The sequence below is a fragment of the Azospirillum sp. NS33 genome (assembly GCF_059703765.1).
Genome location: NZ_BAAKJB010000058.1, coordinates 1 through 26,667, shown reverse-complemented (window position 1 = coordinate 26,667; position 26,667 = coordinate 1). Strand labels below are relative to the sequence as shown.

Below are 26,667 nucleotides of genomic sequence, written 5' to 3'. Positions count from 1 at the left end.
CGAACGCCGCGCCCTCGTCCTTCTGGAGGAACAGGAGGTGGCGGGAGCGCGGCGGCGCCTCGCGCTCCACCCGCACGAGCTGCCGGCGGCCGTGCGGTGGCGCGTCGCGCTGGCGCTGGCGCTGGCGGCGGCGCCGCGGGCCCTGCTGGCCGACGCGCCGGCCGCCGACCTCGACCCCACGGTGCGGGCCCGCCTGCTGCACCGTCTCGCCGCCCAGGCCCGCCGCCGCGGCATCGCCCTGCTGCTGGCCGGCCGCGCCGACGACGGGGTCGCCGCGCCGGCCGACCGCACGCTCGACCTGGAGGGCGGGCGTCTCGGCCCGCCGGCGCCCCGCCCCGCCCCCGTCCTCGACGACGTCGCGCCGCGCGGCGCCCCGGCCTTGTCGGTGCGCGACCTGCGGGTCTCGTTCACGATCGGTGGCGGCCTCGGCCGGCGGGCGCCACGGCTGACCGCGGTCGACGGGGTGAGCTTCGACGCCGCCGACGGCGACGCCGTCGCCCTGGTCGGCGAGAGCGGCAGCGGCAAGGCGGTCCTGGTGCGGGCGCTGGCCCGCCTGGTGCCGGTGGCCGGCGGGCGGGTGACCTGGTTCGGCCAGGACCTCACGGCCCCGGGGGCCGCCACCGTGCGGCTGGCCCGCCAGGTCGTGCAGCCGCTCTTCCCCGACCCCCGCGCCGCCTTGACGCCGACCGCGACCGTGGGCGGGCAGATCACCGAGGCGGTGCGGGCCCTGGTGCCGGACGCCGACCCGGTGGCGCGGCTGGACCTCGCCCTGCGCGAAACCGGGCTGCCGGCCGACGCCGCCGCGCGCTACCCCGCCGGGCTCACGCCGGGCGACGCCGCCCTGGCCGGGCTGGCCCGCGCCCTGGCACCGGGGCCGGCGTTGCTGGTGGCGGACGAGCCTCTGGCCTCCCTCGATCCGGCCGAAGGGGCGGCCCTGCTCGACCGGCTGCTGCACGCCCGGCGCGCCCACGGCCTGACCCTGGTGCTGGCCACCGCCGACGCCGGCCTCGCCTGCCGGGTCGCCCATCGCGTGCTGGTGCTGCTGCTGGGCCGGGTCGTCGAGGCGGCGGACGCCGAGACGGTGCGCACCGACGCGCGGCACCCGTACACGCGCGCCCTGCTGGCGGTCGCGACCGGCCGGCCGCCGGACCTCGCCGGCGACCCGCCCTCGCCGCTGGCGCCCCCCTCGGGATGCGCCCTGCGCCTGCGCTGTCCGCGCGCCCGCGACCATTGCGCCGCGGTGGCGCCGGAGCTGGAAACGGTGGCGCCCGGCCACCTCGTCGCCTGCCATTTCTGGGCCGAGGGCGCCGAGCCGTCGCCCCCCTGACACACAAACGCACCGGCGCGGGAAGCGGCCGGTGCGGCGTGGCGTCGACGGGATGGGGCGCGACGGCGCCCCCTTGCGCTCCGGCGGGCGGGCGCCCGCCAGGGAGCGGTTCGCGTCGGTCTTAGGCGGCTTTCTTCAGCGAGACGGCCTCGGCGAAGCCCTTCACGACCTGCTCGACGAAGGCCGGCAGGTCATCCACCGAACGCGCGGTGATCAGCGCCTCGCCGGCGGCGAGCGCATCCTCCGACACGATGGCCCCGGCGGCGGTCAGCTCCTCGGTCAGAGCCTCCGGCGCGGCCACGGTGCGGCCCTTCAGCTTGCCCGAGGCGGCCAGCAGCTGCACGCCGTCATCGATGGCGGCCACCGGCTTGCCGGCGTCCAGGAAGTGGCCGACGATGCGGCGGGTGTGCGCGTTCTGCAGAAGCTTGGCGACGCTGCGCTCGCCGCCCGGCAGCAGCAGCATGTCGTAGTCGGAGCCGAGGACGTCGCCGACCTGCTTGTCCACCGGGAAGTAGTGGCCCCAAGCCTTGCCGTGCCAGCCGTTCACCAGCCCCTGCTCGGGCGAGATGGTGCGCAACGCCGCACCGGTCTTCAGCAGGGCCCGCTGCGGTTCGGTCATCGTGGTCTCCTCGAAGCCGTTGGCGACGAGGATGGCAATGGTCTTTCCTGCGAGGGCCTGATCCATTCTTCAATGTCCTTTCGTTTGTTGATCCTGAACGACCGCCCAGGCGCAGCCAGGGGCCCGCGCCCGAAAGGCGCCCTAGACGGGCGCCGCACGGCCTTGCCGCCGGGGCCGGCCAGCGCCGCACCGGGGAACGCCTTGACATCCGGGAACGGAATTCCGGCACCGTGCCGGGAAGGGGGCGCGGTGCGGCGATGAGACCGAACGCCGGTCCTTCATCGGGTGCCGGCGTAGGAGCAGCGACGCTCCGGTCGTTTCGATTTTCGCATGGCACAGAAGTGGGCTTTCGCCGGTCGCGAGTCAATCGTTGATTCCGCGGTGCACCGGCCGGCCGGCCGGCGCGGCGGGGCTCCCGAAGTGCCGCTTATCCGCGGGTCACCGCCGGTTTGCGGCGGCGTCGGGGCCGCGAGCAACAGCCCGCAACGCCGCCATGCCGACACTGCAAAGCTGCCCCCGCGCCGCGCCGGCAGCCGGGAGCCGACTCCCGCCGGACCGCGCCTGTTCGCGCCCAAGCGCGCCCAAGCGCGCCCCATCGCAAGGTTCGGAACGACGCCGCCGGGCGGTGGGCGGTACGATGGCCGCCCCACCCACCCCCACGCCGCGGAGACCCGCCGCATGAGCACCACCCCCCAGGCCATCTCCTTTCCCGAACGGCAGCTCGACGATCACGGCTGCGCCGTCCTGCCGGGCCTGCTGGCGCCCGGGGAGTGCGCCGCGCTCGCCGGCGTCTACGCCGACGTGCCGTGCCGCAAGCAGGTCATCATGGGCCGCCACGGGTACGGCCGGGGCGAGTACAAGTACCTCGCCCATCCCCTGCCCGCGGTCGTGGTCCGCCTGCGTGAGACCCTCTACCCGCCGCTCGCCGCGGTGGCGAACCGATGGAACGCCGCGTTGGGCGACGCCGCCCGCTACCCCGACGACCACGCCGCCTACCTGGCGCGCTGCCACGCCGCTGGGCAGACCAAACCCACACCGTTGCTGCTGCGTTACGGCGAGGGCGATTACAACCGCCTGCACCAGGACCTCTACGGCGCCGAGGTGTTCCCGCTGCAGGTGGTGGTCCTGCTGTCGGACCCCGGCCGCGACTTCACAGGCGGCGAATTCGTGCTGACCGAACAGCAGGCGCGCATGCAGTCCCGCCCCGAGGTCGTGCCCCTCCGTCTCGGCGACGGCGTGGTCTTCCCGGTCCGCCAGCGCCCGGTGCCCGGGGTCCGCGGCCCCCGCCGGGCGATCCTGCGCCACGGCGTCAGCCGGGTCCGCTCCGGCCTGCGCCTGACGCTCGGCATCATCTTCCACGACGCAGCGTGACAACGGCTCGGCGCGCTCCGGCACTAGGCAAGCGGGCGCCGATCGCCTAGAAAGCGGCGATGAACACTGCACTGCGAATCGGCACGCGCGGCAGCCCCCTGGCGCTGGCGCAGGCCCACGAGACGCGCGACCGGCTGGCCGCGGCGCACCCCGAGCTCGCCGCCCCCGACGCCATCGCCATCGTCGTCATCAAGACCAGCGGCGACCGCATCCTCGACCGCACCCTGGCCGAGGCCGGCGGCAAGGGCCTGTTCACCAAGGAGATCGAAGAGGCCCTGCAGGACCGCCGGATCGACCTGGCGGTCCATTCCATGAAGGACGTGCCGACCTGGCTGCCCGACGGCCTGGAGATGGCGGCCCTGCTGCCGCGCGAGGACCCGCGCGACGCCTTCTTCTCCCGCGGCGGGCAGGGGCTCGACGACCTGCCGGCCGGCGCGGTGGTCGGCACCGCCGGGCTGCGCCGCCAGGCCCAGGTGCTGGAGCGCCGCCCCGACCTGACGGTCGTGCCGTTGCGCGGAAACGTCCAGACCCGCCTCGCCAAGCTCGACGCCGGGGAGGTCGACGCGACGTTGTTGGCGCTGGCCGGGCTGCGCCGGCTCGGCCTGACCGGGCGGATCAGCGCGGTGCTCGAACCGGAGACGATGCTGCCGGCGGTGGCCCAGGGCGCCATCGGCATCGAGATTCGAAGCGACGACGCCCGCACCCGCGGCTATGTGGACGCCCTCGCCTGCGCGGCCACCACGGTGCGGGTGACCGCCGAGCGGGCGCTTCTCGCCGCCCTGGACGGCTCGTGCCGGACACCGATCGCCGCCCTGGCCACCCTGGACGGCGACGCCCTGCATCTGCGCGCCAAGGTGCTGTCGCCCGACGGCCGGCATGTCTTCCACGCCGAGCGCCGCGGACCGGCGCCGGCGGCGGAGGCCATGGGCCGCGACGCCGGCGCCGAGATCAAGGCGCGGCTGCCGGCCGGCTTCTTCCAGGCCTGAACGGGGGGCCGCGGTGACCGCCCCTCGCCCGCTGCTCCTCATCACCCGGCCGGCCGAGGACGCCGCCCCGCTGCAGCGCCGACTGGCGGAGCTCGGCTACGACACCGCGCTCGAGCCGATGCTCGAGCTGGTGTGGCACCCCGGCCCGGCCCCGGAGCTGACCGGCGTACAGGCCCTCCTGTTCACCAGCGCCAATGGCGTCCGCGCCTTGGCACGGCGCACCCCACGGCGCGACCGGCCGGTGCTGGCGGTCGGTGACGCCACGGCGCGGGCGGCGGCCGAGGCGGGATTCCAGGATGTGGAAAGTGCGGCCGGCGACGTGTACGCCCTGGCCGAGTTGGCCGCCCGCCGGTGCCGCCCCGACGGTGGGGCGCTGCTTCATGTCGCAGGCACCGCCGTCGCCGGCGATCTCGCTGGAATGCTTGGCGCAAAAGGCTTCATCGTACACCGCGCGGCCTTGTACGAAGCCCGTCCAGCAACCACTCTGACAGTACCGACGGCCGGTCGACTGGCCGAAGGTCGGATCGAGGCAGTGCTTATTTTCTCTCCCCGTACCGCCCGGTCGTTTGTTAGCTTGCTCGACGAGGCAAGGCTTCTCGACCCCTGTCGCACGGTCGACGCGCTGTGCCTCAGTCCCGCGGTCGCCGATGCGATCCGTACGTTTCAGGGGACGGCCATCCCCTGGCGGAACGTACAGGTGGCCGAGCGACCGACGCAGGAGTCCCTCCTCGCTCTCGTGCCGGATCGCGCCGGCATCCGGGAACAGATGCGACAGAGCGCGACGACAGCGCGCGACCAAGAAGGCAGTTCATGACCCCTCGCCCAGGCTCCGATAATCCCGAACGGGAGTCGACCGGCCCGACGCCCTCGAACTCCCCGGCTTCTTCCGACGCGGGCTCCGGTGGCGCCGCCGTCGAGCGCATCGTCGAACGCTTCGGCGGCATCCGCCCGATGGCCCACAAGCTGGACACCCCGGTCACCACCGTGCAGGGCTGGAAGAAGCGGGGCGCCATTCCGCTGTCCCGCCATGCCGACCTGCGGGCCGCCGCGGTGAAGTTCGGCATTCCCCTCGACGACGCCGACCTCGAGGCCGCCACCCCGGCCGAGGACCGCTCGGCCGAGGACAAGGGTGTGGCCAGGAGCGGTGGCGAGGTTCTTGGCGCGCCCGCCGGCCCGGACGCCACCGGCCCGGACAGCGGTGGCCCGGACAGCGGTGGCCCGGCCCCGATCGACCACAGCGAGCCCGGCCGCGCGGCGGAGTCCACCGACCAGGACCCCGCTGCCGACCGACCCGCTGCCGACCGACCCGCTGCCGACGAACCCGCCGCCGACCAAACCGCTGCCCAGGAGCGCCCGTTCAACCCGCCGGTGCGGGTCATGACCGAACCGCGCCCGTCGGGCGGTGCCGGCTTCGCCACCTTCGTCGCCCTCGTGGCCCTCGCGGTCGGGGTGGCGGCGCTGACCCAGCCCTGGTGGGCCGGGCAGGTCCCGGGCTGGGGCGCCGAGCCGGCTGCGGCTCCGCAGCCCGACCCGGCCGTGCGCGCCGATCTCGGCGCGCTCGCCGGGCGCGTCGCGGCGCTGGAGGAGCGCCCGGCACCGAGCGGGGAGGCGCAGGCCACCGGGTCCGCCGCGTCGCAGGCCGACCTTGAGGCGCTGACCGACCGGCTGGCCGCGCTGGAGCAGCGGGAGGCCGCTCCGGCGCCCGCCGAGGCCGACGCCGCAGCGGCGGCGGGAGAAGAGGCGCTGCAGGATCTGACCGCCCGGGTCGCGGAGCTGGAGGCGGCCGCGGCGGAGCCCACCGACGCCGCACCGCCGCCGCCGGAGGACCCAAGGGTCGCCCCGCTGGCGCAGGAGGTGGCGAGCCTGGGCGACGCCGTGGCGACCCTGCGCGAGCGGCTGTCGCAGGCCGAGTCCGGGGGCGCGCAGGCCGAGCAGGTCCGCCAGCAGGTCACCGGCCTGAGGGAGGAGGTGGAGCGGCTATCCGGCGCGCTGCAGTCCCGCGGCGAGCGCGACAGCCGGGCCCAGGCCCTGGTGCTGGCCGCCGGCCAGCTGCGCGGCGCGCTGTCGGACAGCCGGCCCTTCACGGCGGAGCTCGCCGCGGTGCGCACCCTGGCCGACGGCGACGCCGAGGTCTCGCAGGCGCTGGACGCCATCGCCGCCCGGGCCGAGGCGGGCATCCCCACCCGCTCCCAGCTCGCCGAGCGGTTCGAGCCGGTCGGACGCACCATCGTCCGCGCCGCGCAGCGGGGCGAGGGCGGTGACTGGCTCGACCAGGTCACCGGCACCCTGTCGACCCTGGTCACCGTGCGCCGGCAGGGCGCCGGCGTGGTCGGCGACGGCGCCGCGGCGGTGGTCGCCCGGGCCGAGGCCGCGGTCAACGAGGGCAACCTCGCCACCGCCCTCGACGAGCTGGCCGGCCTGGGCGGGCCGGCGGCGGACGCCGCGGCGGAGTGGGTGTCCGGCGCGAAGGCGCGGCTCGCCGCCGACGCCGCCATGGAGACCCTGAACGGTCGTGCCCTGACGCTGCTGGGCGGCGCCACCGGCGCCGCGGGAGCCCAATGATGGCGCGCGCCCTCTGGTTCATCGTCAAGCTGGCGATCGTCGTCGCGATCGCCGTCTGGCTGGCCGAGCGGCCGGGAACGGTCGCCGTGGCCTGGCAGGGCTGGATCGTCGAAACCTCGGTGGCCATGGCGGTGCTGATCGCCGTCGTGGCGCTGGGCGCCGCGGCCGTGCTCTACCGCCTGTGGCGCGGCCTGTGGGGTGCGCCGTCCAGCGTCCGCCGGCTGCGCCGGGCCCGCCGCCGCGAACGCGGCTATCAGGCCCTGACCCGTGGGCTGGTGGCGGTCGCGGCCGGCGACGCCGCCACCGCGCAGCGGATGGCCCGGCGCGCCGACGGCCTGCTGAACGAACCGCCGCTGACCATGCTGCTGTCGGCCCAGGCGGCCCAGCTCATGGGCGAGGACCGCACCGCCACGCATCATTTCTCGGCCATGCTGGAGCGGCCGGAAACCGCCTTCCTCGGCCTGCGCGGCCTGCTCACCCAGGCGATCAAGCGGGGCGACCGGGTGGAGGCCCTGACCCTCGCCCGCCGCGCCCAGGCGCTCCAGCCCAACACCCCCTGGCTGCTGGCAACCCTGTACGACCTGGAGGCGCGCTCGGGCGAGTGGGCGGCGGCCGAGACGACCCTGCAGGGTGCGGTCCAGGCCGGCGCGGTGACCCCGGAGGACGGCCGCCACCACCGGGCCGCCCTGTTGCTGGAGCGCAGCTTCGAGGCGGAGCGGCGCGGCCGCGCCGATTCGGCCCTCCACCACGCCCAGGCGGCGCACGACCTGCTGCCCGGCTTCGTGCCGGCGGCGGCCCGGTTGTCGGCCCTGCTGGCCGAGACCGGCCGGCCGAAACCGGCGGCCAAGGTGGTGGAGCGGACCTGGCGCCTGCACCCGCACCCCGAGCTCGCCGACGTCTACCGCCAGGTGCTGGATGGCTACGATCCGCTGACCCGGGTGAAGATGTTCGAGAAGCTGCTGGCGCAGTCGCCCAACCACGTGGAGAGCCACCTTGCGGTGGCGCGTGCGGCGATGGACGCCAAGCTGTGGGGCGAGGCGCGGAATCACCTGCAGAAGGCGATGGGGCTGCAACCCTCGCGCCGCGTCCACCGCCTGCTGGCCGATCTGGAGCGCGCCGAACACGGCAAGGAGGACGCCGCACGCGCCTGGCTGGCGCAGGCCGCGTCGGCCCCGGCCGATCCGGCCTGGACCTGCCGCGCCTGCGGTGCCGTCAGCGCCGGTTGGGCCGGCCTGTGCGGCCACTGCAGCGCCTTCGACAGCCTGGACTGGAAACAGCCCTCGGTCGCCCTGCACACCGCGCCCGCCGAGGCCACGGCGGCAGCGGCTGGCCTGCCCACGGCGCAGCTGCCCGCCGCTCAACGGCCCGCCACCGGAACCGCACCGGCACAAGGGACGCCGCCACAAGGGACGCCGCCACCGGGCCCGCTGCCGGCGACGCGCGCGGCGGCGCGTTGATGGGGCGCTGACCGGGAGGCAGCCCTCCGCGCCACCGGCGCCCGCTCGGGCCCCCGCTCAGGCCCCCGTCCGCGCACGGACGGGGGCCTTTGCACGCCCAGCGGGTAAACACTCCGTCAAGCCTTGACCTCTATTCTCTGTCCGGCCGCAGGATGGCGGCGACCGCCGAGGACCGCACGATGCCCGAATCCGCAGGCCCGGAGAATCCGCCTGCGCCCGAACCGATCCACCATGCGGCCATGCTCGGTGCGCTGGCCGCGGCCGCCCCGCGCGTGGTCGGGCTGGGCGATTGGCGGGGCGGTCTCGACGAGTTGCTGTCCCGCCTCGGCCGGGCTGCGGCGGCGACGCGCGCCGGCCTGCACCAGGTCTCCGCGGCGGCCGACGGATCGCTGGCCCAGGACTGCCTGTTCGAATGGCGGGCGCCGGGGATGCCGGCGGTCGCCGACGACACCCCTCCGAGGCTGGGCGGCCCACCCCACGGCGGCATCCCGGCGGCGTGGGCCGGGGTGATGCGCAGCGGCCGCCCGCTGGCCATCGCGACGCCCGACCAGGAGCCGGGTCTGCGGGGCGCGCTGGAAGCCGCCGGCATCGGGTCCCTGCTGCTGGTGCCGGTGCTCCTCGACGCCACCTGGTGGGGCCACCTCGCCTTCGCCGATCTCGACCCCGCCCGCGCCTGGAGCGCCGAGACCACGGCCGTGCTGAGCGCCACGGCGGCCATGCTGGCCGGCGCCATCCAGCGCACGCGGCTCGACGCCGAGCTGCACCGCAGCGAAACCCGCAAGCAGTCCATCGTCGACTGCGCGTTGGACTGCATCCTCGCGGTCGACGCGGCGGGGTTGCTGGTGGAGTTCAACCCGGCGGCGGAACGCACGCTCCGCTGTTCGCGCCACGAGGCGCTCGGCCGCCGGCCGGAGGACCTCTTCGTGCCGCCGGAGTGGCGCGCCGTCCATCGCCGCGGCTTCGCCGCCTGTCTGGCCGGCAAGGGTGGCCGGCTGATCGGCCGCCGGGTCGAGGTGAACTGCCAGCGGGCCGACGGCAGCGTCTTCCCCGCCGAGCTGACGGTCACACCCACGCCGGTGGGCATGGAGCCGTTCTTCACGGCGCACCTGCGCGACATCACCGAGCGCAAGGCGGCGGAACGCGCCCTGCTGGAGGCCAAGGCCCGGGCCGAGGCGGCCGCCCAGGCCAAGAACACCTTCCTCGCCAACATGAGCCACGAGCTGCGCACGCCGCTCAACGCCATCATCGGCTTCTCCGAGATCATCCGCGACGGCGTCCTGGGGCCGCTGGGCGACGCCAAGTACGGTGAGTTCGCCGGCGACATCGCCGAGAGCGGGCGGCACCTACTGGGGATCATCAACGACGTCCTGGACGTGGCCCGGGTCGAGGCGGGCGAGCACCGCCTGTCGCGGGAGACCGTCGACGTCGGCGCGGTCGTTCGATCGTCGCTCAACATGGTCCGCGACCGCGCGGTGAAGGCCGGGGTGGCGCTGGTCGACGACACCGGCGTCCTTCCCATCGGCCTCTACGCCGACCGCGGCGCGGTGATGACGATCCTCGTCAGCCTGCTGTCGAACGCGGTCAAGTTCACGCCGCCCGGCGGCAGCGCCCGCGTCAGCGTGGCGACGGAGGAGGGCGGCCGGTTGGCGCTGATCGTGACGGACACCGGCACCGGCATTGCCGCCGACGCGCTGTCCCGGGTGTTCGAGCCGTTCCAGCAGGGCGACGCGGGCCTGTCGCGCCGCCACGAGGGCGCGGGGCTGGGCCTCACCCTGGCCCGCGCCCTCGTGGAGCGTCACGGCGGCAGCATCGACCTGGCGAGCGCGCCGGGGCGGGGCACGACGGTGACCGTGCGCTTCCCTCCGGCGTGACGGGCGACCCCGGGATCAGGCCGCCACTTCGCCGCGCGCGCCTTCCAGGTTGGCCCCGTCCAGCTTCACGCCGGTGACGATGCAGCCGGTCAGATCGGCGCGGGACAGGTCGCTGTCGCTGAGGTCGGCCCCCACCAGCGAGGCGCCGGTCAGGCGGGCGCGGACCAGCGAGGTGCGCAGGGTCCGCCCCGCCCCGGCGATCACCAGCGCCCCGAGCCGAGCCGCCCCCATCTGCGCGCCAACCAGGACGGCGCGGTCCAGCGCCGCACCGCGCAGGTCCGCCCCGCGCAGGTCGGCGCCGCGCAGGTCGGCGCTCTCGAACTGGACCGCCTGGAGCTGGGCGCCGGTCAGCACCGCGTTGCGCAGGGTCACCCCCTCGCCCTTGGCCAGCGTCAGCACGGCGCCGGTCAGGTCGACGCCTTCCAGGTCGCGCCCGGTGATGTCGAGTTGGCGGCCGACGCGGCCGCTCGAGCCCAGCCACAGCAAATGCTGGCGCAGCTCCTCCTCCAGGATGAGCGCTCCTCCGGAGGCGTCCGCCTCGGGCGAGACCGCGTCCTCCGCGACAACGTCCGGCGCCGCCGCCTGGGCCTCCGCCACGGCGTGGAAAGCCGCCTGCTGGTCGGAGCAGATGGCGGCGGTGAGGTCCATCTCGTTGAGAAACGCGCCGTCGAGATCGGCGCCACGCAGGTCCGCCGCCGACAGATCGGCGCCGCGCAGATCGGCGCCGATGAAGGTGCTGTCGCGCAGGTCGGCGCGATCGAGGCGGGTGCCGGACAGGGCGCTGTTGGTGAAGTCCACCGCACGGGCCACGCTGCCGGTCATCCGCGCGCGCGACAGGTCGGCGTTGTTCAGGCGGGCAGAGCTGAGGTCGGCGGGGCCGGGCAGGAAGCCAACCACCTTGGTTTCCGCCGTGCTCTGTTTGTTCACCTTGCTGGCGTCGCGCAGGTCCACCTCGACCATGGCCGCGCCTTCCATGTTGGCGCCGCGCACGTTGGCGCCGCGCAGGTCGGTGCGGAACATGCGGGCGTCGCGCAGGTCGGCGTTGCGCAGGTCGGCACCGAACAGGTCGGCGTGATCGAACACCGTGCCGCGCAGCGTCGCGTCCCGCAGGTTGGCGCCGGACAGGTTGGCGCCGGTCAGATTGCGCCCCGACAGGCTGAGCCCGGACAGGTCGAAGAAGGGCAGGTTGGCGCGCGCACCGCCCGGCCGCCCCTCGGTGAAGCGCGCATGGCGCTCGCACACCCGGTCGAGCTGATCCTGGGTGAGCCGGATGCGAGTCTTGAGCTTGCCATCGTAGGCCATGGGCGGTCCGTCAGGCGAAGAGTTTGTCGATATCGTCTTGGCTGTACTGCACCGTGCCGCCGGCCGGCTCCGCCGCGGGAGCCGGCGGTGGCGGCGGCGGTGGTGGTGGTGGTGGTGGCGGCGTGGCGGTCGGGGCGGCCGGTGCGGCCGGGGCCAGCGGCGGCGCGTCGTCGACCGCCGGTGCCTCGCGCTCCAGCACGTCCGGGCGCTCCGCGGCCATGTGGTCGAAGATGGAATCGATCTCGTCTTGGCTGACCCCCTGCCCCTCGAGCTGCGGCCCGTTCAGCAGATGGGCGTCCGGGCGGTCGTCGTTGAGCTTGCGGTGGGCCGCCACCTCGCCCTCGCCGAATCCCATGGCGGCGCGGTCGACGCCCCAGATCTCGATCATCGTGTTCACCCGCTGCTCGATGTAGCGCAGGGTGTTGACGACCTTCGTGGTGCGCTGTCCGGTGATGTCCTGGAACGAGCAGGCCGTCATGATGTCGATGCACAGCGTCTCGACCCCGCCGCCGACCTCGGCCCAGTCGGGATCGTCGCGGGGGATGCGCGCCGCGTAGTCGAGGATACTTTCGGTGGCGTTGAGGATGTCGCTGGTCGCCCGTTCCGTGGCGACGACGATCGCGTCCAGCTCCGCCGTGGCCGCCATGATCCGGTTGGTCCCGTTGTCGGCCGGCTTCAGGGCGGCGATGTCGGTTCGCGCCTGCTGCACGAACTCGCCGATCGCGTTCAGCTCCTGCTGGATCCGGGTGAGCGCGCCATCCCCGACCGGGGCCAGCGCCGGTGCGGCGGCCGCCATGCGCGCCGGCGCGGCACCGCCGCCGGCCACGCTCAACCGATCGACCTGCTTCTTCAGCAGGGCCGCGACCCGCTGGAACTCGTCGATCGCGGCGATCCGGGTGCGCCGGTCGCGCATGCGCAGGAAGGCCCGCCCCCGCGCCGTCTGGGACAGGGCTTCCTCGACCTGGAGGAATTCCTCCTCGCTGATCTCGAGCAACGGCGTGTCGGTCATTCGCAGAGATTCTGAAAACGTCTGTTCCGGAGCATGCCAAGCAAATCTATCCTTACCCCGGAGGGTCGTAAAGGAATCCTGCTATGCTCGCCCGTGAGAAGCGTGGGCCATCGGCGTCTCCACCCATTCCTGCACCGCATCGGGAGAGTGCTCTGCCGCCAACCACCGGGTCCGCGATCGGGCCGCGCGACACCCGCGACGACGGCCGCGACGGCGCGCCATCGCCGGTCTCCGGCCCGGCCGGCGGCTCGGGGGTGGGCCGCCTTTTGGCGCTGCTCGTGCTGGCGGCGACCGTTCCGCTCGCCCTCCTGTCCGCCGGGCTGGTCGTGCGTCAGGCGATGGACCGGACGGCGATGCTCGAACAGGCGTTGGGCGACACAGCCCAGGCGCTCGTCCTGGCGCTCGACGCCGACCTCGCCGGCATCGCCGCCACCGTGGAGGGGGCGGCGCTGGCGGGCGGCCTCGAGGGGGCCGGCGAGGGGGCCGGCGACGGGGCGGCCGATGCGATCCCCGGTGTCCCGGCGGCGCTGCTGGCGGCGCACCCGTCCTGGCTTTCGATGGTCCGCACCGACGCCTTCGGCCACGCCACGGCACGGCACGGGCGCCCGCCCGCCGACCCCGCCCCGATGGCGTCGACGGTGCGCGAGGCCATCGTCAAGAACCGGGTGGCGGTGTCCGGGCTGCTGCCCGGGCCGGCGGACGAGGAGCCCGCCGTCGCCGTGGCGGTGCCGCTGCGCCGCGACGGCGCGGTCGAGGCGGTCGTCGGCGTCACCGTGGCGGCACGGCGCTGGAGCCGCCTGCTGGACGGCCAGGCGGTGCCACGGGGGTGGACCGGCGCGGTGGTCGACCGCGACGGGACGGTGGTGGCCCGCACCCCGGACGCCGCGGACCCTGCGGAGCGGCCGGCGCCGGACTGGCATCGGCGGACCGCGGGCGACGGCGACGGCATGCTGCTGGCGGTCCGGCCCTCGGCGGTCAGCGGCTGGTCCCTTGGCTACGCCGCGCCGCAAGAGGCGGTCGACGGCCCGCGGCGGCGCGGCCTGTGGACCGTGGCGGCGGTTGCCGGCTCGGTCCTTCTGGCCACCGCGGGGCTGGCGGTCCGCATCGGGCGGCGCACCGCCGGACCGCGTCGCCCTGCGCCCGCCACCGGCGACGGCGGTGCGCCGGCGACGCCGCCGGTGGTGATCGTGCCGCGGCGTGCCGCCGTGGCGATCCAGGAGCTGATCGACGCCGCGGTGACGGCGGTGCGCGACCAGGCGGCCGCGACGGGGGTCCGGATCGCCGTCCGCCCCTGCCCCGCCGTGGTCGACAGCGATCCCACGCTGCTGGGCGGCATCCTCGCCAATCTGATCGGCGGTGCGCTGCACCGGACGGCGCCGGGACGCGTCCTGGTGGCCTGCCGCCCCCGCGGCGGGGCGCTGCGGATCGAGGTCTGGGACACCGGCGCCGGCCCCCCGCAGCGCGACCCCCGCAGCGGTGCCGGGCCGGGGCTGTCGGCGGTGGGCCGCACCGCCGCCCTGCTCGGCCACCCCGTCGCCGTGTGCGCACACACCGGGCGAGGGTCCTGCGTGTCCGTGACGGTGCCCTTCGCCGCCATCCGGCCGGTCATCGCCGCCGCGCCGCCGGCTCTGCCGGACGCGCGCCGCGTGCCGCCGCCGGCGCCGGCGCCATGACACGCCCCGCCGCGAGGGCGGCGATCCACAGGGGCGGGGCCCAGTGGAACGGCGACGCCGCGACCAGCCAAAACGCCGGGACGAACGGCGCCGTGGCGCCGGCGGCCGCCGCCCACCAATGGATGAGCGGATGGACTCCGGTCGCCGGCGTGGCGGCCGGGCCGCGGGGCGCCGCCGGGACGCTGGCGGGGGGACGGACGGAGGGGGTGACGGGGGGACGGCTCATGCCGGGACCTCGGGAAGGGCGCCGGTGCGGGACCGGCATCGTCACCACCTTGACCCAACTCCGGCTTTCCACCAAATGTCGCGCGGGACGGCGACTGCGCATCAGGGAGGAACGGCAGCCATGATGGGACGACGGCGCGCGACGATGGCGGTGTTCGCCCTGGCCGCAACCCTGGGTGCGGCGGTCCCGGCGCCGGCCGCCCTGCCGGCCGCCGTCTCCGGCGTCACCACCATCGCCCCCATGCTCGACGCGGTCACCCCGGCGGTGGTGAACATCGCCGTGCTCTCGCGCGCGCCGCAGCACGACAATCCCCTGCTGCGCGACCCCTTCTTCCGCCGCTTCTTCGACATTCCCGACCGGCCCCGCGGCCGGCCCCAGGCCAGCGCGGGCTCGGGCGTGATCGTCGACGCGGCCCGCGGGTACGTGATCACCAACCACCACGTGATCGCCAACGGCGAGGAGGTCCTCGTCACCCTGAAGGACCGGCGCCGGCTGCGCGCCCGGCTCGTCGGGTCCGACGCCGCCACCGACGTCGCCCTGCTGCAGATCCCGGCGGAGGGGTTGACCGCGCTGGCGTTCGGTGATTCCGACCAGGCCCAGGTCGGCGACTTCGTCGTCGCCATCGGCAACCCCTTCGGGCTGGGGCAGACGGTGACCTCCGGCATCGTGTCGGCGCTGGGCCGCAGCGGTCTGCGGGTGGAGGGCTACGAGGACTTCATCCAGACCGACGCCTCCATCAACCCGGGCAATTCCGGCGGCGCCCTGGTCAACTTCCGGGGCGAGCTGATCGGCATCAACACCGCCATCATCGGCCCCGCCGGCGGCAGCGTCGGCATCGGCTTCGCGGTCCCGGCGGCGATCGTGCGGGCGGTGATGGACCAGCTCGTCGACTACGGCGAGGTGCGCCGCGGCCGGCTCGGCGTCGCCATCCAGGACCTCACCCCGGATCTGGCGGAGGCGCTGAACATCACCGGCGACACCGGCGCGGTGATCGCCGAGGTGGAGCGCGGATCGGCCGCCGACCACGCCGGCCTGCGCCCCGGCGACGTGGTCGTGGCGGTGGGGGAGCGGCCGATCGCCAGCGGCACCGAGTTGCGCAACCGCATCGGCCTGCTGCGGGTGGGCACGCCGGTGCGCCTGACCTACCTGCGCGGTGGCAAGGAGCATTCCGTCACCGTGCGCTCGGCGCGCTGAGCCGATGGCGCGCCCCCCCAGCCGCCCCCCCGATCCGCCCGCCGCGGCGGTGCCGGCCAGCCCGGCGGCGCGCCAGCGCGAGGTCGCGACCATGCTCATCCGCCTCGACGAGATGCTGGCGACGTCCGGCGATCTGGCGGCCCAGGCGCGCGACCGGGTCAGCGTCGGCGGCCTCACCCGCTACCGGCGGTTCACCCGCGCGGTCCGCGACTTCTTCGCCCTGGCGTCGCTGGTCGACGAGAAGCTGGACACCCTGCCCCGCGACCTCGCCGGGCCGCTGGGGACGGCGCTCGACCGCATGCACACGCGGATGGTGGTCCTCTTCGTGGAGGAGAGCGAAGGCTTCTTCGCGACCTTCGTCCGGGTCAAGCACCTGCCCATCGGCACCCACGAGATGTGCGGCGTGGAACTGCGCGGCCTGATCGCCATCCGCGCCTTCCTCGACGACCCGCGCTATTCGGCGGAGCGCGGCCTGGCGGTGCGGGCCAAGGCGGAACGGGTGGCGGAGCTGATGCGCGCGGCGATGGCCCGGCTGCCGCCCCTGCCCGATTTCGGCGACCAGCCCAGCGTCGGCCCGCGCGGCGCGGTCAACAAGGCGATCAAACCGCCGTCCGGCGGGGGCGGGGGCGGGCGGGGCCCCCCCCCCCCCCCCCCCCCCCCCCCCCCCCCCCCCCCCCCCCCCCCCCCCCCCCCCCCCCCCCCCCGCGCCCCCCCCCCCCCCCCCCCCCCCCCCCCCCCGCCGCAACCGCCACCCCAGACGCCCGCCACCCAGGCGCCCGACACCCAGACGCCCGACACGCAGACCCCGGCGCCGCCCGAGGTGCGCCAGCTCTCGTTGGACGATTTCGACTAGCGACGGCCCGCCCTCAGGCCTCCATGTTCAGGGTCTTGATGGTCTCCACCCGGATCTCCTCGGTCAGCCGCTCCTTGTGGGCGGCGAAGGCGGCGGTGGTCTTGACCTTGTAGGAGCGCGGGTGCGGCAGCTCGATGGGGATGTCGCACTTGATGCGCCCCGGCCGGGCCGACATGACGACGACCCGGCTCGCCATGAAGATGGCCTCGTCGATGTCGTGGGTGACGAACAGCACCGTCTTGCGGTGCTGTTCCCAGATCCCCAGGAGCAGCTCCTGCATCAGCTCGCGGGTCTGGTGGTCCAACGCCCCGAACGGCTCGTCCAGCAGGAGGATCTTGGGGTCGTTGGCGAGCGCCCGGGCCAGCGCCGTGCGCTGCTGCATGCCGCCCGACAGCTGGGCCGGCGCATGGGCCTCGAACCCCTTGAGCCCGACCTGGGCGAGGTAGCGGTCGGCGATCTCCACCTGCTCGGCCCGCGGCACCCCGCGCTCGCGCAGGCCGAAGCACACGTTGTCGCGCACGCTCAGCCAGGGGAACAGGGTGTAGGACTGGAACACCATGCCGCGGTCGGGACCGGGCCGGGTCACCGGCTCGCCGTCCAGCAGCACCGTCCCGGCGGTCGGCGTCTCCAGCCCGGCGACGACCCGCAGCAGGGTGGACTTGCCGCAGCCCGACGGGCCGAGGATGGTGATGAAGTCGCCGTCGCGGACCTCCAGGTCCGTCGGCTCCAGGGCGCGGGTGGGGGCGGCGCCGCGGCGGGCCGGAAAGGTCTTCTCGACGCCGCGGATGGACAGCTTGCTCATGGGTGGCCTCAGCGCCCGCGCGCCCAGGGGAACAGGCGGGCGTTGGCGGTCTGGAACAGGAAATCGGTGATCAGGCCGATCATGCCGATGACGAAGATGCCGAAGATCATCTGCCCGGTGTCGAGGAAGCGCTGGGCCTCGATGATCATGTGGCCGATGCCGGCCGACGCGCCGACCAGTTCGGCGACGATGACGTAGGTCCAGGCCCAGCCCAGCACGAGGCGCAGCGATTCGGCGATCTGCGGCGCCGCGGCGGGCAGCAGCACCCGCAGCACCACGCCGCGGCGCGACGCGCCCAGGGTGTAGGCCGCCTCCAGCAGGTCGGCGCGCACCGAACCGACGATGACCGTGATCATGATGACGATCTGGAAGATCGAGCCGATGAAGATCACCAGGATCTTCTGCAGCTCGCCCACCCCCGACCACAGGATCAGCAGCGGGATGAAGGCCGAGGCGGGAAGGTAGCGGGCGAATGACACGAAGCCGGCGAAGAACGCCTCCACCGGCTTGAACGCCCCCATCAGGATGCCCAGCGGCACCGCCAGCAGCGCCGCCAGGAGGAATCCGGCGAACACCCGCCAGACCGTGACCAGCACGTCCTCGGCGAAGCCGTACTCGGTGAACAGGGCCCCGCCCGAGCGCAGGGTCTCGCCCGGCGAGGCCAGGAACAGCGGCTTCACGAAGCCGCCATAGGTGGCGATCCCCCAGCCCAGGAAGAACAGGGCGAAGCAGAGGATGGAGAGGACCGGGCGCAGGCCCGGCGGCACCGGCTTCAGCGGCGCGAAGAGTCCGTTCATGATCGGGGGTGTCTCGTCGGTGGGCGTGCCCCCGTCCCGGCCGTCGTGCGGTGGCCGGGACGGGGACGGGGTCACTTCACGAAGGAGCCGTTGGCCATGGTGGCGAGGTCGTCGGGCGAACGGCGGATCAGCTTGGCCTCCAGCATCACGTCGCGCACCTCGCCGAGGAAGGTCGGCATGGTGTCGGCGAAATAGGCCTGGTTCATGCCCTTGTCGTACCAGCGCACGTTCTTGGCCGAGGTGGCGAACTGCTCGGCCGACTGGTTCACGTCCTTGCCCATGGTGGCGTAGGCCTCGTCCGGATTCTCCTTGATCATCTCCAATGCCTCGAACCAGGAGGCGACGACGGCCTGGACGATCTTCGGGTTCTTCTCGACGTAGTCGGGCTGGAACGCCAGGGTGTCGATGATCACGCCCGGCGTCTGGTCGGAGGTGACCAGGACCTTGCCACCGGCCTCGCGGACGTTGGACAGGTAGGGCTCGTAGGTCACCGCCACATCGGTCTGGCCGGCGACGAAGGCGGCCGCGGAATCCTTGGGCGACAGGTTGGTCTGCTGGATGTCGTCCAGGGACATCCCGTGCTTCTTCAGCACATAGGCCAGCCAGAACTGCGGCACGCCGCCGGATTCCACGGCCACCTGCTTGCCCTTCAGCCCCTCCACCGCGTCGATGCCGGTGCGCACGGCGATGCCGTCGCCACCGTGGGAGCTGTCGAGCACCAACACCTGCTGCACCGGCACGCCGGAGGACGCGTAGACCATGTGGGTGTCCACCGTGGTGGCGATGGCATCGACCTCGCCGGCCACCATCGCCTGGTGGCGGTTGGCCACCGGCATCTTCTTGATCTCGACCATGACCCCGTTCTTCTTGAACAGGCCGGCCTCCTTGGCCAGGGTCAGCGGCGCGAAGCCGGTCCAGCCGCTCATGGCGATGGTGATCTTGGGCAGGTCCTGCGCCCCGGCGACGGCCCCGCTCAGGCCGACGATCGCCCCCACCAGCGTCCCCACAACCCAGGTCTTCGTGTTCATGGTTCCCAGTCTCCCTGTCGTCTTGCGGCATCGCCGCGGCGCGGGTGGCGCGGCGGCGGCCGGAATGTCCCATAGTGATCGCTTTTCCCGCTGCGCGGAAGGGTGCCACGGTTGCGCTGCGGCGCACAATATTCCTATAGTGCGCCGTTGGAGTCCCATATTTTGTAGGGATGCGCCATGCCAGGGAGCGGATGTTGGTGACACGGCCCCCGATGGTCCAACGCGGCGGAGCCGTACGGCCGATGAGCGACGACGACCGCCGCCGCACCCTGGCCTATTTCGAGCGTCTGGGTAAGGATCGGGTGCGGCTGTACGCCGCCGTGGACTGCGACCGCTTCCTGGGAAATTGGCAGGTCCGCGAACTGGCCGACGCCTGGCTCGCCGGCAAGGACGAGGAGGAGCGGGCCGCCGCGTCGTTCTGGCGCCGCTGGGTGCGGCGGGGCTGAGCGCACCGGCGCGGCCCGTCGCCCGTCACTCCTCCCAACGTCCCAGGGCCGCCGGTCCGGACGCCGGTTGCTCGGTCCAGTGGCGGAGGTTCAGCACCTGACCGTCGCGGCGCACCCGCGCCACGGCGGCGAGGTCGAGGTCGGCGTAGAGCCAGCCCGGGGCGTCCATTGTTCCCATCGCCACCACGCCGTCCTCGGGCATGCCGAGGTCGGGCGGGGCGTACACCGCCGCGGCCCCGGTGTTGGTGTCGATGGCCGGGCACCACGGCGCGGCCCCGACCGTCGGCGCCTGGACCACGAAGCACTGGTTTTCCAGGGCCCGCGCCGCGGCGCCGACGCGCACCCGGTGCCAGCCAGCCGGCGCATCGGTGCAGCTGGGGACCAGCAGCAGAACCGCCCCGGCCTCCGCCTGGCGCCGCGCGATGAGCGGGAACTCCGCGTCGTAGCAGACGCAGATGCCGACCCGCCCCCAGGGCGTGTCGAACACCAGCGGGCCGGCGCCGCCGACGAGGTTCCAGCGCTCACGCTCGAAGCGGGTCGGCACCAGCTTCTCCTGGGTGCCGACCCGGCCGTCCGGCGCCACCAGCCAGGCGGTGTTGCGCACCCCGCCGTCGGCACCGCGCACCGGCAGGCTGGGGGCCAGAATCCACACCCCGTGGCGCCGTGCCAGCGCCTGGAACGCCGCGCGCACCGCCGGCACCAGGGGCTGCAGTGCGGTGGTCTGGGCGGCCAGGTCGCCGTCCGCCGCCGTGGCGAGGCCGGCCGCTTCCATCGCCCCGTACTCCGGGAACACCAGCAGCCCGGCGCCGCCGGCGGCGGCCTCGGCCACCCAGCGCCCGGCCTTGGCGACGAAGGCGTCCAGGGAGGCGGGCCGCTCCACCGGCCACTGGGCGGCGGCGACGCGCAGCACCGTCATGCCAGCTCCTTGATCCAGAACCGCATGGGCTTCGCGCTCTCGGCTTCCTCGTCGAGATCGCGCCACGAGAAGGCGCAGGTCACCCCGGGCAGCGGCCGGAACCCGCGGCGCTGCCAGAACCCGTCCAGAGGGCGGTGGTCCGGCGGCCGGCGGGGGTGGTCGGCCGGCCGCTCGACGGCGCAGAACACCGCCTGCGTGAACCCGCCGAGCCGGCGGGCGTGGGCCTCGCGCTCGGCGAAGAAGCGGACGCCGACACCGCGGCCGCGATGCTCCGGCAGCAGCACCGATTCGCCGTAGTAGAACAGGCGCTCGACGTCCCAGCCCCGGGTCCGGAAGGGGACGGTGACGGTGTCCGGCTCGTGGCGCAGGGGCAGCCCGGTGGCCGCGCCGACCAGCCGCCCGTCGGCCGGGTCGACGGCGCCGACGACGACGCTGCCGGGGGCCGCCGCGTAGGTCGCCAGGTAGCGTTCCTCGTAGTCCGGCGAGCCGTCGTACAGATAGGGGAAGGCCCGGAACACGGCGATGCGCAGGCGCGCCAGGTCGGGCAGCCGGGCCGTCAGGGCGGCGCCGGTCAGCGGCTCGATCCGCAGGGTGTCGGTCATCGCGGTCCCTCCCTGAATGGCGTGCCCCTTGGTAGGCACCGCACCCACCGGCGGTCAAGGCCGGCCGCCGCAGTGGGCCGCGTTTCGCGGGCGCGGAACCGCGGCGCGGCGGCGGTGTTCACCACACATCATGCAGACACCGCTGATCATGCCGCCGTTCCGCACCGCGCCCGACGGCTCGCCCCGCCGCGTCGGGGTGGAGCTGGAGTTCGCCAATCTCGACGCCCCCGCGGCGGCGCGCCAGGTGCGCGCCCTCTATGGCGGCACCATCGTCACCGAGGATCCGCACCGCTGCCGGGTGCGCGGCACCGCGCTGGGCGACTTCACGGTCGAGCTGGACATGCGGGCGGCGCACAAGAAGCCGGGCCTGCCGGAGGCGCTGGGGGTGCCGGACACCGTCGACGCCGTGCTCGACCATCTGCGGCCGTTGTGGGGCAGCATCGGCAGCCTGGTCATGCCGTTCGAGATCACCGCCCCGCCCATCGCGATCGAGCGCCTGGGCGACCTGGACCGGCTGGTCCACGCCTTGCGCGCCGCCGGCGCCGCCGGAACCGAGGCCAGCCCCCTGTTCGCCTTCGGCCTGCATTTCAACCCCGAGATCGCCGACACCAGCGCCGACTACGTGCTCGACCACCTCAAGGCCTTCCTGCTGCTCGGGCCCTGGCTGCGCGCGGCGGTCCGGGTCGACCCGACGCGCCGGCTCACCGGGTACGTCGCCTCCTTCCCCGTGGCCTACGCCGCCAAGGTGGTCGATCCGGCCTACCGCCCGGACATGGCCGGGCTGGTGGGGGACTACCTGGACGCCAATCCGTCGCGCAACCGCGAGCTGGACCTGTTGCCCCTGTTCGCCGACCTCGCGCCGGACGTCCTGGCGGCGCGGGTCAGCGACCCCCATGTGCGGGCCCGGCCGACCTTCCACTACCGCCTTCCCAACGCCCGCATCGGCGACCCCGCGTGGTCGCTGGCGGCGGAATGGAACCGCTGGGTGACGGTGGAGGCGCTGGCCTCCGACCGGGAGCGGCTGGACGGGTTGGGCGTCGCCTTCCGCGACCGGGCCGAGCGGCGCACGCTGGCGAGCTGGGCCGGCGAGGTCGAGCGCGCGCTCGACCTCCGCCCGACGGGGTGAGCGCGCCATGACGGCGCGGCCCCTCATCGGCGTCACCGCCTCGGTGCACGGCAGCCGGATCGCCTGGTGGGCCAACCGCCTGGCGTTGTGGCGGGCCGGCGCCCGGGCGGTGCGGATCACCCCGGAGCGCCCCTTTCCCATCGACCGCCTGGACGGTCTGGTGGTGGGCGGCGGCGACGACATCGACGCCGGTCTCTACGGCGCCGGCTTCGGCGCCGGGCCGCAGGTGCGCATCGATCCGGCGCGCGACCGGCTCGAACTCGACGCCCTGGACGTCGCCGAACGGCGGCGTCTGCCGGTGCTGGGGATCTGCCGCGGCTCGCAGATGATCCACGTGCACCGCGGCGGCACGCTGCACACCGACATCCACGCCATCTACGAGGAGGCGCCGCGCATGCGCACGGTGCTGCCGCGCAAGCGCATCCGCATCGTTCCCGACAGCGGCCTCTACCGCGTGCTGGGCCTGGCCGAATGCCGGGTGAACGCGCTGCACCACCAGTCGGTGGACCGCCTGGGGGAGGGGCTGGTGGTGGTGGCCCGCGACCGCTGGTGCATCGTCCAGGCCACCGAGGCCCACGGCGCCCCGCTGCGCCTGGGGGTGCAATGGCACCCCGAATACCTGGCCCACGACGAGCGCCAGCAGAACCTGTTCCGCACCCTCGCCGCCGCCGCCGCCGGCGTGCCGGTCGACGCCCTGATGGCGGCCTGAACGGGCGCCCGGCGGCTCAGAGCCAGCCGCGGCGGCGGAAATACCACAGCGGCAGCACCGCCGACACCGCCATCAGCAGCAGCGCCATGGGATAGCCCCAGGCCCACTGCAGCTCCGGCATGAAGGCGAAGTTCATGCCGTAGGCCGAGGCGATCAGCGTCGGCGGCAGGAAGGCGACGGCGACCACCGAGAAGATCTTGATGATGGCGTTCTGCTCGATGTTGATCAGGCCCAGCGTGGCGTCGAGCAGGAAGTTGGCCTCGTGGGCCAGGAAGCCGGCGTGCTCGTTGAGCGAACGGAGGTCGCGGGCGAGGGTCTTCAGGGCCACCTTCTGGTCCTTGCCGAGCCGGCCGGCGGTGACCGACGTGAGGAAGGCCACCAGACGGTCGAGCCCGGCCAGGCTGTCGCGCACCTTGTGGGTGAGGTCGCCGGCGCGGCCGATGCCGCGCAGCACGTCCTGCAGCTCGTCGGGCTTCTTGCGCCGCCGCCCGCCGCCGGCGCCGCCGGTGGCGCCGATTCCGCCATCCAGGCTGTCGGTGAAGATGCGCGCCGACAGGGCGTCGATGCGGCCGCCGATCAGCTCGAGCACGTCGGCGACGCGGTCGATCACGGCGTCGAGGATGCCCAGCAGCGCGTCCTCGGCGCTGGCCAGCAGGTCCGGCTGGCGGGCGGTGCGGGCGGCGAAGGTGGCGACCGAGCGCGGCTCGGTGTAGCGCAGGGTGATCATGTGCCGCGGCGTCAGGACGAACGTGACCTCGCCCTGCTCGGGGTGCGGCGTGTCGGCCCGGGCGATGACGGTGGTGGTGAGGTAGACCACGCCGGCCTCGACGTAGAGCTGGGACGAGGCCTCGATCTCCCGCATCTCCTCGCGGGTCGGCAGGTCGCACTCCGCCAGCCGGCCGACATGGCCGCGCTCCGCCTCGTCGGGGCGCAGCAGATCGATCCACACGGTGCCGGCGGGCAGCGGGTCTCCCAGACCCAGGGGTTGCTCGATCACCCGCCCCGTCTCGTTGCGGGCGTGGACGGTGATCACGGGGCCGCCTCGGGCGGCAGCGGGGCGCCGGCGGCGCGGCACGCCGCGGCCAGGGTGTTCAGCATCAGGCAGGCGATGGTCATCGGCCCGACGCCGCCGGGCACCGGGGTGATGGCGCCGGCCACGGTCCGCGCCTCGTCGAAGGCGACGTCGCCGACCAGCCGGGTGCGTCCGCCCTCGCCGGCGATCCGGTTCATGCCGACGTCGATGACCACCGCGCCCGGCTTGATCCAGTCGCCGCGCACCATCTCCGGACGGCCGACGGCGGCCACCAGGATGTCGGCCTGGCGGCACTCCGCGGCGAGGTCGCGGGTCCGGGAGTGGGCCATGGTGACGGTGCAGTCCGCCTGCAGCAGCAGCTGCCCCATCGGGCGGCCGACGATGTTGGAACGGCCGACCACCAGCGCCCGCCTGCCGGCGAGGTCGCGGCCCAGGACGTCGCGGATCAGCAGCAGGCAGCCCCACGGGGTGCAGGGGATGGTGGCGCCGGGCTGGCCGGTGGCCAGGCGGCCGGCGTTGACGACGTGGAAGCCGTCGGCGTCCTTGGCCGGGGCGATCCGGCCGAGCACCGCCTGGGTGTCGATGCCCCTGGGCAGGGGAAGCTGGACCAGGATGCCGTGCACCGCCGGGTCGGCGTTGAGGCCGTCGATCAGCGTCAGCAGCGCGTCCTGGGAGGTGTCGGCCGGCAGGTGATGGTCGAAGGAGGTCATCCCCAGCTCGACCAGCGCCTTCTCCTTGGACCGGACATAGACCTGGCTGGCCGGGTCCTCGCCGACCAGCACCACGCCCAGGCCCGGGGTCACCCCATGGCTGGCCCGGAGCGCCGCGACGCCTTCGGCCACCCGGCCGCGCAGGCCGGCGGCGAAGGCCTTCCCATCGATGATCCTAGCCTCGGCCATCGCCCTCCCCTCCTTCCACCAGCGCGCCCAGCCGGCGCATCAGCGCGGCCGGATCGCCGGCCACATGCAGCATCTTGTTGCGGTCGGTGACGCCGCCGACCACCGCGATGGCCGACTTCGGCACGCCCCACGCCTTCGACAGCAGCTTGATCACCGCGGCGTTGGCCTTGCCGTCCTCGGGAACCGCGGTGACGCTGACCTTCACCGCCCACCGGCCCGGAGCGGTTTCGCCGACGCCGGCGACGGCGTTGCGCGCCGCCCTGGGGCTGACCCGCAGGGCCACCCGCACGCCGTCGGCCACGGCTTCCAGCGGGCCGCGGGCCGCGGTCACTCTACATGAGCCCGTAGTTGACGATCAGGCTCTGCAGGAACCACACGCCCAGCAGGGCGATGATGGGGGCGAGATCGATGCCGCCGAGGGTCGGCATGACACCGCGGATCGGCCCCAGCACCGGCTCCGTCACCCGGTACAGGAAATCGTTGACCATGTAGACGAATCGGTTGCGGGTGTTGATGACGTTGAACGCGACCAGCCAGCTCATCACCACGGAGATGATCAGCATCCATTTGAACAGGTCGAGCACGATGTAGATCAAACCGAAGATGGTCGCGACCAACGGCTCCATGACGGCACTGTCCCTCCGGTTTCTCGGTTGCCAGCACCCTAATCGCCGACCCGCCCCCTGACAAGCCCTGGCTCCGCGGCGCGGCGAGAGCCCCCCGCGGGGTGGCGTTCGGGGGTGCCCCGGGGGCCTGCGGCGGGCGCCAAACAAGCGCTTGACAGGGCGGAGGCGGATCACCATTATCCCGCCCACGCCGGGGACGGCGAGTGGGGCCGTAGCTCAGCTGGGAGAGCGACGCGTTCGCAATGCGTAGGTCGGGAGTTCGATCCTCCTCGGCTCCACCAATCATCCCCGGACCGTGACGCGATGCAGGAATTCGCCCGGAAGGGGCGGAATTCCCCGCGGTGTGACACCGCCCTGTCGCACGCGGCGTCAGCCGAATCGCCTTCATCCCCTTCAAAATCCGCCGTTTCAGCCTGTCCGGGGTGTCGCACATCCCTGTCGCCCAAGCGGCGTTCCACGGGGCTGTGGCTGCGGGGGGCCGTGTGGCAGTTCCGGACGCGGGTTCCGGCCGACCTCCAGGGGGTTCTGGGCCGGACCCACATCAACCGCTCCCTCAGGACCAGCCGCTACCCCGACGCCATCCGGGCGGCCCGCCGGGTGGCCTTCGAGATCGAGCAGGAATTCGATGCGGTTCGCGGGGGCACCGGAAGCGATCCGGCCCACGCCGCGTGCGACCGGGCCTGCCGACCGCCCCCCGCCCCCTCGGTGACGGCCGACGCCGTCCTGCCCGATCCCACAGGCCCGGCCATCCACATCGACCTGGACCTGCTGGCCAGCCGCATCGCCGAAAAACTCCACGCCGCCCAGACGGTCGCCGCGGAGGCCGCTGTGCCCGCTGCCGAGCCCGCCACGGCGAAGACCATCCAGCAGGTCTACGACGCCTACATGGCTGATCCCGGCGTCATCCGGTCCGGCAAGACCGTCCTGGCCTACGAGACGGTGTTCGGCCTGCTGATCGAGATCATCGGCCAGGACACACCGGTGTCCGACATCGGCCGGGAGACCTGCCGCGAAGTCATGGACACCCTCCGGTGGCTGCCGCCCAACTCGACAAAGCGGTACCCGACCCTGACCGCCCGCGAGATCGCCCAGAAGACCCGCGACGCCGGTAAAGCGTCCGGCTGAACCGCCCCGGGTTTCCCGGAGGCCCCATTTCCTGAGAAGATGGGGTCATCATGACGAAGCAGACATCACCCAAGTTCGCCCCTGAAGTCCGCGAGCGCGCGGTTCGGA

At 74.1% G+C, this 26,667-nt stretch carries 26 protein-coding genes and 1 tRNA gene; 15 read left to right on the top strand and 12 right to left on the bottom strand.

Annotated elements, in window-relative coordinates:
- The coding region (locus AC6H2I_RS29630; protein ID WP_497504392.1) for an oligopeptide/dipeptide ABC transporter ATP-binding protein at positions 1-1,327 on the top strand (1,327 nt) is incomplete at its 5' end.
- A gap of 121 nt (positions 1,328-1,448) precedes the next feature.
- Here the strand turns inward: AC6H2I_RS29630 and AC6H2I_RS29625 are convergent.
- Positions 1,449-2,012, bottom strand: a complete 564-nt coding sequence (locus tag AC6H2I_RS29625) for a DJ-1/PfpI family protein (protein WP_497504391.1) — start codon at positions 2,010-2,012, stop codon at positions 1,449-1,451.
- A 612-nt stretch (positions 2,013-2,624) separates the two neighbouring features.
- On the opposite strand from AC6H2I_RS29625, the gene AC6H2I_RS29620 reads away from it, so the two are divergent.
- From AC6H2I_RS29620 to AC6H2I_RS29595, 6 genes are all read left to right on the top strand, one after another.
- Positions 2,625-3,317, top strand: a complete 693-nt coding sequence (locus AC6H2I_RS29620; protein WP_497504389.1) for a 2OG-Fe(II) oxygenase — start codon at positions 2,625-2,627, stop codon at positions 3,315-3,317.
- A gap of 59 nt (positions 3,318-3,376) precedes the next feature.
- Positions 3,377-4,303, top strand: a complete 927-nt coding sequence (gene hemC, locus AC6H2I_RS29615) for a hydroxymethylbilane synthase (RefSeq protein ID WP_497504388.1) — start codon at positions 3,377-3,379, stop codon at positions 4,301-4,303.
- Between the two features lie 13 nt (positions 4,304-4,316).
- Complete coding sequence (locus tag AC6H2I_RS29610; RefSeq protein WP_497504387.1) at positions 4,317-5,117, top strand: uroporphyrinogen-III synthase; 801 nt, start codon at positions 4,317-4,319, stop codon at positions 5,115-5,117.
- Positions 5,114-6,865 carry a COG4223 family protein gene (locus AC6H2I_RS29605; protein WP_497504386.1) on the top strand — a complete coding sequence of 584 codons (1,752 nt, stop codon included), beginning with the start codon at positions 5,114-5,116 and terminating at the stop codon, positions 6,863-6,865. Before AC6H2I_RS29610 ends, AC6H2I_RS29605 begins: the two co-directional genes overlap by 4 nt.
- Positions 6,865-8,322 (top strand): heme biosynthesis protein HemY, encoded by a 1,458-nt coding sequence (locus tag AC6H2I_RS29600; RefSeq protein ID WP_497504385.1) that lies wholly within the window; start codon positions 6,865-6,867, stop codon positions 8,320-8,322. The genes AC6H2I_RS29605 and AC6H2I_RS29600 overlap by 1 nt, the downstream gene beginning before the upstream one ends.
- Before the next feature lie 179 nt (positions 8,323-8,501).
- The gene (locus AC6H2I_RS29595) at positions 8,502-10,193 is read left to right on the top strand and encodes an ATP-binding protein (RefSeq protein ID WP_497504384.1); all 1,692 of its coding nucleotides are present in this window, start codon (positions 8,502-8,504) and stop codon (positions 10,191-10,193) included.
- A 15-nt stretch (positions 10,194-10,208) separates the two neighbouring features.
- Here the strand turns inward: AC6H2I_RS29595 and AC6H2I_RS29590 are convergent, their stop codons facing one another.
- The gene (locus AC6H2I_RS29590; protein ID WP_497504383.1) at positions 10,209-11,495 is read right to left on the bottom strand and encodes a pentapeptide repeat-containing protein; all 1,287 of its coding nucleotides are present in this window, start codon (positions 11,493-11,495) and stop codon (positions 10,209-10,211) included.
- A 10-nt stretch (positions 11,496-11,505) separates the two neighbouring features.
- A complete protein-coding gene (locus AC6H2I_RS29585) occupies positions 11,506-12,504 on the bottom strand; it encodes a hypothetical protein (protein ID WP_497504382.1) in 999 nt (332 codons plus the stop codon).
- Positions 12,505-12,758: 254 nt separating this feature from the next.
- On the opposite strand from AC6H2I_RS29585, the gene AC6H2I_RS29580 reads away from it, so the two are divergent.
- From AC6H2I_RS29580 to AC6H2I_RS29570, 3 genes are all read left to right on the top strand, one after another.
- Positions 12,759-14,177, top strand: a complete 1,419-nt coding sequence (locus AC6H2I_RS29580; protein ID WP_497504381.1) for a sensor histidine kinase — start codon at positions 12,759-12,761, stop codon at positions 14,175-14,177.
- A gap of 346 nt (positions 14,178-14,523) precedes the next feature.
- On the top strand, positions 14,524-15,597 hold the full coding sequence (locus AC6H2I_RS29575) for a Do family serine endopeptidase (protein WP_497504380.1): 1,074 nt from the start codon (positions 14,524-14,526) through the stop codon (positions 15,595-15,597).
- A gap of 4 nt (positions 15,598-15,601) precedes the next feature.
- Positions 15,602-16,450: a hypothetical protein gene (locus AC6H2I_RS29570; protein WP_497504379.1), complete on the top strand. Its 849-nt coding sequence runs from the start codon at positions 15,602-15,604 to the stop codon at positions 16,448-16,450.
- A 13-nt stretch (positions 16,451-16,463) separates the two neighbouring features.
- Here AC6H2I_RS29570 and AC6H2I_RS29565 read toward each other — a convergent pair whose 3' ends face one another.
- The 3 genes from AC6H2I_RS29565 to AC6H2I_RS29555 form a co-directional block, all read right to left on the bottom strand.
- Entirely contained in the window at positions 16,464-17,252 is a 789-nt protein-coding gene (locus tag AC6H2I_RS29565) for an ABC transporter ATP-binding protein (protein WP_497504378.1), read from the bottom strand.
- Positions 17,253-17,260: 8 nt separating this feature from the next.
- Complete coding sequence (locus AC6H2I_RS29560; protein WP_497504377.1) at positions 17,261-18,049, bottom strand: ABC transporter permease; 789 nt, start codon at positions 18,047-18,049, stop codon at positions 17,261-17,263.
- Positions 18,050-18,120: 71 nt separating this feature from the next.
- Positions 18,121-19,077, bottom strand: a complete 957-nt coding sequence (locus tag AC6H2I_RS29555) for an ABC transporter substrate-binding protein (protein ID WP_497504376.1) — start codon at positions 19,075-19,077, stop codon at positions 18,121-18,123.
- A gap of 242 nt (positions 19,078-19,319) precedes the next feature.
- Here AC6H2I_RS29555 and AC6H2I_RS29550 point away from each other — a divergent pair, with 242 nt between their 5' ends.
- Positions 19,320-19,523 carry a hypothetical protein gene (locus tag AC6H2I_RS29550; RefSeq protein WP_497504375.1) on the top strand — a complete coding sequence of 68 codons (204 nt, stop codon included), beginning with the start codon at positions 19,320-19,322 and terminating at the stop codon, positions 19,521-19,523.
- Between the two features lie 25 nt (positions 19,524-19,548).
- Here the strand turns inward: AC6H2I_RS29550 and AC6H2I_RS29545 are convergent, their stop codons facing one another.
- Positions 19,549-20,439: a carbon-nitrogen hydrolase family protein gene (locus tag AC6H2I_RS29545; RefSeq protein ID WP_497504374.1), complete on the bottom strand. Its 891-nt coding sequence runs from the start codon at positions 20,437-20,439 to the stop codon at positions 19,549-19,551.
- Entirely contained in the window at positions 20,436-21,041 is a 606-nt protein-coding gene (locus AC6H2I_RS29540; protein ID WP_497504373.1) for a GNAT family N-acetyltransferase, read from the bottom strand. Before AC6H2I_RS29540 ends, AC6H2I_RS29545 begins: the two co-directional genes overlap by 4 nt.
- Positions 21,042-21,171: 130 nt before the next feature.
- Here AC6H2I_RS29540 and AC6H2I_RS29535 point away from each other — a divergent pair, with 130 nt between their 5' ends.
- The gene (locus AC6H2I_RS29535) at positions 21,172-22,167 is read left to right on the top strand and encodes an amidoligase family protein (protein WP_497504372.1); all 996 of its coding nucleotides are present in this window, start codon (positions 21,172-21,174) and stop codon (positions 22,165-22,167) included.
- Between the two features lie 7 nt (positions 22,168-22,174).
- Positions 22,175-22,876, top strand: a complete 702-nt coding sequence (locus AC6H2I_RS29530) for a gamma-glutamyl-gamma-aminobutyrate hydrolase family protein (RefSeq protein ID WP_497504371.1) — start codon at positions 22,175-22,177, stop codon at positions 22,874-22,876.
- 16 nt (positions 22,877-22,892) lie between these two features.
- On the opposite strand, the gene AC6H2I_RS29525 is transcribed toward AC6H2I_RS29530, so the two are convergent.
- The 4 genes from AC6H2I_RS29525 to AC6H2I_RS29510 are packed head-to-tail and all read right to left on the bottom strand — an operon-like array spanning position 22,893 to position 25,434.
- A complete protein-coding gene (locus tag AC6H2I_RS29525) occupies positions 22,893-23,909 on the bottom strand; it encodes a magnesium transporter CorA family protein (protein WP_497504370.1) in 1,017 nt (338 codons plus the stop codon).
- On the bottom strand, positions 23,906-24,808 hold the full coding sequence (gene folD, locus AC6H2I_RS29520) for a bifunctional methylenetetrahydrofolate dehydrogenase/methenyltetrahydrofolate cyclohydrolase FolD (RefSeq protein ID WP_497504369.1): 903 nt from the start codon (positions 24,806-24,808) through the stop codon (positions 23,906-23,908). Before folD ends, AC6H2I_RS29525 begins: the two co-directional genes overlap by 4 nt.
- A complete protein-coding gene (locus tag AC6H2I_RS29515) occupies positions 24,795-25,139 on the bottom strand; it encodes a DUF167 family protein (protein ID WP_497504368.1) in 345 nt (114 codons plus the stop codon). Before AC6H2I_RS29515 ends, folD begins: the two co-directional genes overlap by 14 nt.
- Before the next feature lies 1 nt (position 25,140).
- A complete protein-coding gene (locus AC6H2I_RS29510) occupies positions 25,141-25,434 on the bottom strand; it encodes a YggT family protein (RefSeq protein WP_497504367.1) in 294 nt (97 codons plus the stop codon).
- A 205-nt stretch (positions 25,435-25,639) separates the two neighbouring features.
- On the opposite strand from AC6H2I_RS29510, the gene AC6H2I_RS29505 reads away from it, so the two are divergent.
- Both AC6H2I_RS29505 and AC6H2I_RS29500 read left to right on the top strand, forming a co-directional pair.
- Positions 25,640-25,715: transfer RNA gene (locus tag AC6H2I_RS29505), tRNA-Ala, on the top strand.
- A 22-nt stretch (positions 25,716-25,737) separates the two neighbouring features.
- Positions 25,738-26,559 (top strand): DUF6538 domain-containing protein, encoded by an 822-nt coding sequence (locus tag AC6H2I_RS29500; RefSeq protein ID WP_497504366.1) that lies wholly within the window; start codon positions 25,738-25,740, stop codon positions 26,557-26,559.
- Positions 26,560-26,667 lie beyond the last annotated feature (108 nt).